General features: G+C 67.3%; 5 protein-coding genes. 2 read left to right on the top strand and 3 right to left on the bottom strand.

From position 1 onward, the window contains the following. Positions 1–96 precede the first annotated feature (96 nt). Together FVW27_RS02350 and FVW27_RS02345 are read left to right on the top strand one after the other, a co-directional pair. Positions 97–3,297 carry an efflux RND transporter permease subunit gene (locus FVW27_RS02350; protein ID WP_167122428.1) on the top strand — a complete coding sequence of 1,067 codons (3,201 nt, stop codon included), beginning with the start codon at positions 97–99 and terminating at the stop codon, positions 3,295–3,297. Beyond that, the gene (locus FVW27_RS02345; RefSeq protein ID WP_167122426.1) at positions 3,294–4,817 is read left to right on the top strand and encodes an efflux transporter outer membrane subunit; all 1,524 of its coding nucleotides are present in this window, start codon (positions 3,294–3,296) and stop codon (positions 4,815–4,817) included. The genes FVW27_RS02350 and FVW27_RS02345 overlap by 4 nt, the downstream gene beginning before the upstream one ends. 135 nt (positions 4,818–4,952) lie before the next feature. On the opposite strand, the gene FVW27_RS02340 is transcribed toward FVW27_RS02345, so the two are convergent. From FVW27_RS02340 to FVW27_RS02330, 3 genes are all read right to left on the bottom strand, one after another. Then, entirely contained in the window at positions 4,953–5,627 is a 675-nt protein-coding gene (locus FVW27_RS02340; RefSeq protein WP_167122424.1) for a class I SAM-dependent methyltransferase, read from the bottom strand. Positions 5,628–5,653: 26 nt separating this feature from the next. Further along, entirely contained in the window at positions 5,654–7,060 is a 1,407-nt protein-coding gene (locus tag FVW27_RS02335) for a sigma-54-dependent transcriptional regulator (protein WP_167122422.1), read from the bottom strand. Between the two features lie 10 nt (positions 7,061–7,070). Then, positions 7,071–8,085: hybrid sensor histidine kinase/response regulator (locus FVW27_RS02330; protein WP_167122420.1), on the bottom strand; the 1,015-nt coding region annotated here is incomplete at its 5' end.

Raw genomic sequence — 8,085 nt, 5'->3', positions numbered from 1 at the left:
CCCTCCGCGTCCGCATCGCCCTCCGCGTCCGCACAGCCCGCCGCGACCCCGGCTGCGGCCCCGGCCGCGCGCCAGTAGGTGCGGGGAGCATCCATCATGGCAAGATTCTTCATTGATCGTCCGGTATTCGCCTGGGTCATCGCCATCATCATCATGCTGGCGGGGGCCCTGTCGATACTGAGCCTGCCCATTTCGCAGTATCCGAAAATCGCCCCCACCGCAGTCACCATCAGCGCACGGTATCCGGGTGCTTCCGCCAAAACCATGGAGGACACGGTCACCCAGGTCATCGAGCAGAAGATGAAGGGTATCGACAGCCTGCGCTACATGTCGTCCACCAGCGACTCCACGGGCCAGACCTCCATCACCCTGACCTTCGATTCGGACACCAACCCCGACATCGCCCAGGTGCAGGTGCAGAACAAGCTTGCCCTGGCCACGCCCATGTTGCCGGAAGCCGTGCAACGCCAAGGCGTTTCGGTGACCAAGAGCACGTCCAGTTTCCTGATGATCGTGGGACTTGTCTCGGACGACCCGTCCGTGACTGGCCGTGACCTCAGCGATTACATAGCCACCTACCTGATGGATCCCGTCAGCCGTGTGGACGGTGTGGGTGATACCCAGCTCTTCGGGGCCCAGTATGCCATGCGCGTGTGGCTCGACCCGCACAAGTTGCTGAACTACAAGATGACCCCGGCGGACGTCAGTTCCGCCATCACCGCCCAGAACGCCCAGCTTTCCGTGGGTCAGATCGGCGGCACCCCGGCAGTGCCGGGGCAGGGCATGAGCTTCACCATCCTCTCGCAGTCGATGCTGCAGACCCCCGGGCAGTTCGAGCGGATCGTGCTGCGGGTGAACCCGGACGGTTCCACGGTGCGCCTTGCCGACGTGGCGCGGGTGGAACTGGGCAGCGAAGCCTACGACACCATTGCGCACTACAACGGCAAGCCCTCCGCGGGCATCGGCATCAAGCTGGCCACCGGGGCCAACGCCCTGAACACGGTGAAGGGCGTGCGCGCCACCCTTGAGGGGTTGTCCAAGAATCTGCCCGAGGGCATCCACTGCGTCTTTCCCTACGACACCACCCCCTTCGTGCGGGTGAGCATCGAAGAGGTGGTCAAGACGCTGGCCGAGGCCATCGTGCTGGTGTTCCTGGTCATGTATCTTTTCCTGCAAAACTTCCGGGCCACCATCATCCCCACCATCGCCGTGCCCGTGGTGCTGCTGGGCACCTTCGGCGCGCTGGCGGCCTTCGGTTTTTCCATCAACATGCTGACCATGTTCGGGGTGGTGCTGGCCATCGGCCTGCTGGTGGACGACGCCATCGTCGTCGTCGAGAACGTGGAACGCATCATGACCGAAGAGGGTCTGCCGCCCCGCGAGGCCACCCGCAAGTCCATGGGGGAGATCACCGGGGCGCTGGTGGGTGTTGCCCTGGTGTTGTCCGCCGTGTTCATTCCCATGGCGTTCATCAAGGGCTCGTCGGGGGTCATCTACCGGCAGTTCTCGCTCACCATCGTCTCTGCCATGACCCTTTCGGTCATCGTGGCCATCGTGCTTACCCCGGCCCTGTGCGCCACCTTCCTGAAGCCCGCGCACAAGCATGAACACCAGGCGCAGCGTGGCTTCTTCGGCTGGTTCAACCGCGCGTTCGACCGCACCAGTCGGAGGTATCGCCGCCAGGTTTCCGGCGTGACGGGCCGCGTGGGCCGGATGATGTGCATCTACCTCGCGCTGCTTGCGGGCATGGCCTTGCTGTTCCTGCGCCTGCCCTCGTCGTTCCTGCCCGAAGAGGATCAGGGGGTCATCTTCAGCATCGTGCAGCTGCCTGCGGGCGCGCCGCAGGAGCGCACCATGGAAGTGCTGGAGCAACTGGAGCATCACTATCTGGTGGAAGAGAAGGAAACGGTGAATTCGCTGTTCACCGTGTCCGGCTTCAGCTTTGCCGGGAATGGCCAGACCACCGGACTTGCCTTCGTGCAGCTGAAACCGTGGGAAGAACGCAAGGGCGAGGGCATGAGCGCGGCGGCCGTGGCCGGACGCGCCATGGCGGCCTTTTCGCGCATCCGCAACGCCATGGTGTTCGCCTTCACCCCCCCGGCGGTGATGGAACTGGGCAACGCCACCGGCTTCAACCTTTATTTGCAGGACCGCGCGGGCATCGGCCACGAGGCGCTGATGCAGGCCCGCAACCAGTTGCTGGGCATGGCCACGCTGCATCCGGCCATTGTCCTGTTGCGGCCCAACGGCATGGAGGACACCCCGCAGTTCCAGATCGACGTGGATCAGGCCAAGGCGGGGGCGCACGGGCTGAACATGGCCGACGTGAACAACCTGCTCGGCACCGCGCTGGGTAGCACCTACGTCAACGACTTCAACGACCGGGGCCGCGTGAAGAAGGTCTACCTGCAGGGCGACGCCCCGTTCCGCATGATGCCGGAAGACATCAACGACTGGCACGTGCGCAACGCCCAGGGCAACATGGTGCCGTTCTCGGCCTTTGCCTCCAGCCGCTGGACCTACGGTTCTCCGCGTCTGGAACGCTACAACGGCGTGCCAGCCGTTGAACTGGTCGGCGTGCCGACACCGGGCCTGAGCACCGGCGACGCCATGCGGGTCATCGAGGAAATGGTGGCTCAACTGCCGCCCGGTCTGGGCATCGAATGGACGGGTGTCTCCTACCAGGAGCGCATGAGCGGCTCGCAGGCCCCGGCGCTGTATGCCATCTCCATTCTGGTGGTGTTCCTGTGCCTGGCCGCGCTGTACGAGTCGTGGTCCGTGCCAACGGCAGTCATCCTGGTGGTGCCGCTGGGCATCATCGGGGCGCTTGCGGCCACCATGGTCCGAGGCATGAACAACGACGTGTTCTTCCAGGTGGGCCTGCTGACCACCATCGGCCTCGCGGCCAAGAACGCCATTCTCATCGTGGAGTTCGCCATGCACCTGGTGAAGGCGGGCAAACCCCTGCTGGAAGCCACCGTGGAGGCGGCGCGGCTGCGGTTGCGGCCCATCCTGATGACCTCGCTGGCCTTCGTGCTGGGGGTTCTGCCCATGGCCATCAGCACGGGCGCGGGGTCCGGCAGCCAGCGGGCCATCGGCACCGGGGTCATCGGCGGCATGCTCTCGGCCACGGTGCTGGCGGTGTACTTCGTGCCGGTGTTCTTCGTGCTGGTCTACCGGTTCGCCACGCGCAAGCGAAAGGAGGCGACCCCGCAGGCCCCGGATTCCGGAATGCTCGGCGAACCCCTGCCTTCCAACGACAATCCTGCCGGAACCCCCGGCGAGGTGACGCGATGATTCGTGAGACATACCTGCGCAAGACTGCCCGGATCGCGGCGTCGGCGGCGCTTGTGGCGCTGACCATGACGCCGCTGGCCGGCTGCTCGCTGATACCCGAATACCACAGGCCCGCGCCGGAACTGCCCGCCGCATGGAATGCGGGCGCGGCGAGCGGCCAGGCTGAGGGCCAAGCCGCTGCCCAGCCCGCAACCATGCCCCAGGATTGGCGGCAGGTGGTGGCCGATGCGCCCATGGCGCGCCTGATCGACCTGGCGCTTTCCAACAACCGCGACATGCGCGTGGCCGTGCTGCAGATAGAGAAGGCCCGCGCCCAGCACGCCATCGCCCGGGCCGACCTGTTCCCGCACATCGACGCCACGGGTTCGGCGGACATGGGCCGCACCCCCGCGCCGCTTTCGTCCACGGGCCGGTCGTACACCTCGCACGCGTACTCGGTGGGCGTGGGCTTCAGCTCGTTCGAACTGGACCTGTTCGGGAGCGTGCGCAGCCTGAAGGAGCAGGCGCTGGAACAGTACCTGTCCACCGACGCCTCGGCCCGCAGCGTGCAGCTGACCCTGGTGGCGGAGGTGGGGCAGGCCTACCTGACCCTGGCCGCCGACCGCGAGCAGCTGGACCTGGCGCGTGAGATACTGGACACGGAGCGCGCGTCGTTCGCGGTGGTCAGAAGCCGTTACGAGAACGGCATCGCCGGGGAACTGGACGTGGCCCAGGCACAGACCACCGTGGACACGGCCCGCGTCAACGTCGCCGCCTACGAGGCCACGGTGACGGCGGACGAGAACGCGCTGGCCCTGCTGCTGGGCGCGCCCCTGACTGCGGACCTGACCCCGGCCGGCAAGCTGGCCGACATCGCCCCGCTGGCGGAGGTGCCCGCCGGACTGCCGTCGGAAGTGCTGGCCCGCAGGCCGGACGTGGCGGCGGCGGAGCATACCCTGAAGGCGGCCAACGCCAACATCGGCGCGGCGCGGGCGGAATACTTCCCGCGCATCGGGCTTACCGCTGGCTACGGCAACGCCAGCACCGAGATGAACGACCTGTTCCGCGCGGGGTCGCGCACCTGGAGCTTCGTGCCCCAGGCCACCCTGCCCATCTTTCACGCCGGGGCCATCCGCGCCGGGGTGGAGTCGGCCGAGGCGGAGCGGGACATCCAGGTGGCCCAGTACGAAAAGGCCGTGCAGACGGCGTTCAGGGAGGTGTCCGACGCGCTGGCGCAGGGCACGTCGCTGGCCACCCAGGCCGAGGCCCAGGCCTCGCTGGTGCGGGCCACGGGCAAGAGCTACGAGTTGTCCACCCAGCGCTACGAGCGCGGTGTGGACGGCTACCTGGCCAAGCTCGACGCCCAGCGCGCTTACGCCACCGCCCGGCAGAACCTGGTGTCCGTCCTGCTTTCGCGGCAAAGCAACCGCCTGACCCTGTTCAAGGCGCTGGGCGGCGGCTGGAACGGCAAGCCCATGCCCGGCTCGGGGCTTGGGGACGCGGAGAACCGTGAAGCGCTCGCACCCGTCGCGGCCAATTGACAAGGGGCGCCCGGCTTAAACCCCAGTCAGGCCATCCTTCTTCCGGTCCTCTCCCGGACGGTCCGGCGGTGCGACTTACGACAGCCCCCGCGTGTTCGCGGGGGCTGTTCTTGTTCCGGCGGCAGATTGCGGGGCCTACCCCGCCTTGCGCGCAACGAAGGCGCAACGCCCCTTGTCCCGCCCGTCCGTAGGCAGGTTCATGAATTCATCCAGCAGGATATCGCAGGAAAGTCCGCGCAGTATGTCGGCCACCCGCTCCGGCGGGTGCGAATCGTAAAAGAATTGCCGACCGAACATGGTGTCGATGAAGGCCGGGTGGACGGACCCGCCCACGGTGAGCATCAGCCTTCCGCCGGGGTACAGGGCCCGAACGGCCCCGGCCAGGATATCCGCGTGGCGCGCGCGGGGGATGTGGAACAGGCAGTCCCACAGGATGACGGCGTGGCAGGCCTCGTCGAAGGGGTAGGCTTCCAGCGCCGTGACCCGCCACCGGGCCTGAGGAAAGAGCTCGCGGGCCAGCTCGATCATGGCCGGGGACTGGTCGATGCCCAGCACGTGGCAGCCACGATGCAGCACATATTCGGCCATGGGGCGTCCGGTACCGCAGCCAGCGTCCAGCACCAACGGGCGTGCCGCATGCTCATGGCCGGTGCCGGACACGGCTGGGACGATCCCTTCCAGCAGCAGGTCCAGGTATACTTGCTCGCGGCCAAAAAAGGCATGGCGCGCCGTGTTCCACTGCGGGGCCACGGCGTCGTAGGAGGCCAGGTTCAATGTGTCGGCAGGATGTGGCGTGGTGTCGTGCGGCATGTCGGGCTGGAAAGATGGAGCCGTGGCTAGCGCAGCTTGCGCAGCAGCCGGTAGAACTGCGCGCGCGACAGGCCCGAAAGCTGCTGGGCCTTGGCCATGTCACCGCCCGCATAGGCCAGCAGGTTCTGGAAATAGTCCACGGCGGCGCGTTCCAGCGCCACGTCGCGGTAGGTCATCCAGGTAGGGATGGACAGCCCCGCCAGGGGCAGGTCCGGCGAGTCGGGGTCGGCGGGTTCCGGTCGAATGCCGCCGGCGGTGGCGCGCATGTGGCGCACACGGATGTGCTCGGGCAGGTGCGCCGGGTACAGGGTGCGCACGCCGCCCGCGAAGGCGATCATGGTTTCCATGGTGTTGCGCAGTTCGCGCACGTTGCCCGGCCAGTGGTGCGCGCCAAGGGCCCGCAGCAGTTCCTGGGTAAGGATGCGCGAGGGCAGGTTGTTGCGTTCGCAATACTGGTGCACGAAATGTTCGGCCAGGGGGCGCAGGTCGTCCTCTCGCTGGCGCAGGGAGGGCAGGGCGATGTGCATGGCCCGCACCCGGTACAGCAGATCCTCGCGGAATTCACCCCGCCGGACCATCAACGGCAGGTCGCGGTTGGTGGCGGCCAGCAGCCGGAAGTCGCATTCCACTTCCTTCCTGCCCCCCACGGGGCGAAAACGCCGTTCCTGCAACACGCGGAGGAAGGTTTTCTGCAGTGCGGGAGGCAATTCGCCGATCTCGTCCAGAAACAGCGTGCCGCCTGACGCCTGGCGGATCAGTCCTTCGGCGTCGCGGTCGGCCCCGGTGAAGGCCCCGCGCACATGGCCGAACAGCACGCTTTCGGCCAGGTTTTCCGGCAGGGCGGCACAGTCCACCACCACAAAGGGGCGCCCGGCCCGGTCGCTGTTCTCGTGGATGGCCCGCGAGGCCAGTTCCTTGCCGGTGCCCGTTTCGCCTGTGATCAGCACCGGCACGTCGCTGTGGGCCGCCTTGGCCACCAGGTCCAGGCATTCCATGAAGGCGGGACTGGTGCCCACGAGTCCGGCGGGGTTGAACTGCCGCCCCTGCTGGGCGGTGCGGGCCAGCTTTTCGTTGCGGAATTCCAGTGCCCGCAGGATGGCCAGGCGGATGGAACTGACCGGCGCGCCCTTGGTGATGTAGTCCCAGGCGCCGTTGCGCACGGCCATTTCTGCGGACTGCTCGGCGTCCGTGCCGGTGATGATGATCACCTCGGGCCGGGGGGGCGAGGCCACGAATCGGGGCAGCGCCTCCAGCCCGTTGCCGTCGGGCATCATCACGTCCAGCAGCACCACGTCGCCGAAACCCGCGTCCGCATGGGCCAGCCCGTCGGCCAGCGAGGCGGCGCGCAACGGTACGTGCCCCATGTCTTCGGCAAGATCGGCCAGGGTTTCCGCCACCAGCGGATCGTCGTCTATGATGAGGATTTCAGGCATCCCAAAAGCTTTACGCCTTTTTCAACGAAATATGCAAGAGCTTCGATAATTCGTCGCCCGTGAATGGTTTGCCGATCAGGGTCAGGCCCATCTCCCGCAGTTCTTCCGGAGTGATGTCGCATTCGTTGCCGGTGCATACCACAAGTGGCAGTGCAAACCCGCGCTCGCGGATGGTGCGCGCCAGTTCCGGGCCGGACAGGCCGGGCATGCGCACGTCCAGCAGGGCCAGGTCGTAGCGGCCCGCCGCCAACAGGCGCAAGGCGTCATCGGCGCTGTCGGTGCCGGTGGAGCGGTGGCCGAGGGCGTGCAGCATTTCCGCCACGGACTGGCGGAAGTCGTGCTCGTCGTCCACCACCAGCACGTGCAACGGGGGGCCCTTGGGCATGTCCGGCACGTGCGCCGGAGCGACGGCAACGGGCGTGGTCCCGGTGTCCGGCATGTCGGCAAGGGGCAACAGCACGTCGAAGCGCGCCCCCTGCCCCGGCTGGGAATGGGCGCGCACCGTGCCGCCGTGCTTGCGGATGATGCCGTGCACCATGCTGAGCCCAAGGCCAGATCCCGTGCCCTGCGGCTTGGTGGTGAAGAACGGCTCGAACACCCGTTCCAACTGGTGGGCGGTCATGCCCAGTCCGGAGTCGGCCACCGAAAGGCATACGTAACGGCCGGGCGACAGTTCCGGGTAGCCGCGCAGCACATCGTCGCCGCCAAGGTCCAGCGCTTCAAGCGAGACGTCCAGCAGGCCGCCGTCGGGCATGGCATGCACGGCGTTGGTGCACAGGTTCAGCAATACCTGGTGGATCTGGGTGGCATCGCCATGCACCGGCAACGGAGCGGCGGACAGCAGGCTGCGCAGGGTGACGCTGGCCGGGATGGAGGGTTTGACCATGTGCAGGGCATCGGCCACGGTGCGGCACAGGTCCAGGGTGACGTAGGGTTCGTCCGCCGGGCGGCCGAAGGCAAGCAACTGGCGCACCACCTCGCGCGCCCGCAATGCGGCGCGCAGGATGCGGTCGGCGCGGGCGGCG

The sequence above is a fragment of the Nitratidesulfovibrio liaohensis genome, from assembly GCF_011682075.1.
In the GTDB taxonomy this organism is placed as follows: Bacteria; Desulfobacterota; Desulfovibrionia; order Desulfovibrionales; family Desulfovibrionaceae; genus Cupidesulfovibrio; species Cupidesulfovibrio liaohensis.
The sequence above is the reverse complement of the archived record's forward strand: the minus strand, read 5'-3'. Positions and strand labels throughout refer to the sequence as shown.

Excerpts from the sequence above, each read along its gene's own strand:
- FVW27_RS02335 (WP_167122422.1), bottom strand. The coding sequence starts at position 7,060 with ATGCCTGAAATCCTCATCATAGACGACGATCCGCTGGTGGCGGAAACC.
- FVW27_RS02340 (WP_167122424.1), bottom strand. The coding sequence starts at position 5,627 with ATGCCGCACGACACCACGCCACATCCTGCCGACACATTGAACCTGGCC.
- FVW27_RS02350 (WP_167122428.1), top strand. The coding sequence starts at position 97 with ATGGCAAGATTCTTCATTGATCGTCCGGTATTCGCCTGGGTCATCGCC.
- FVW27_RS02345 (WP_167122426.1), top strand. The coding sequence starts at position 3,294 with ATGATTCGTGAGACATACCTGCGCAAGACTGCCCGGATCGCGGCGTCG.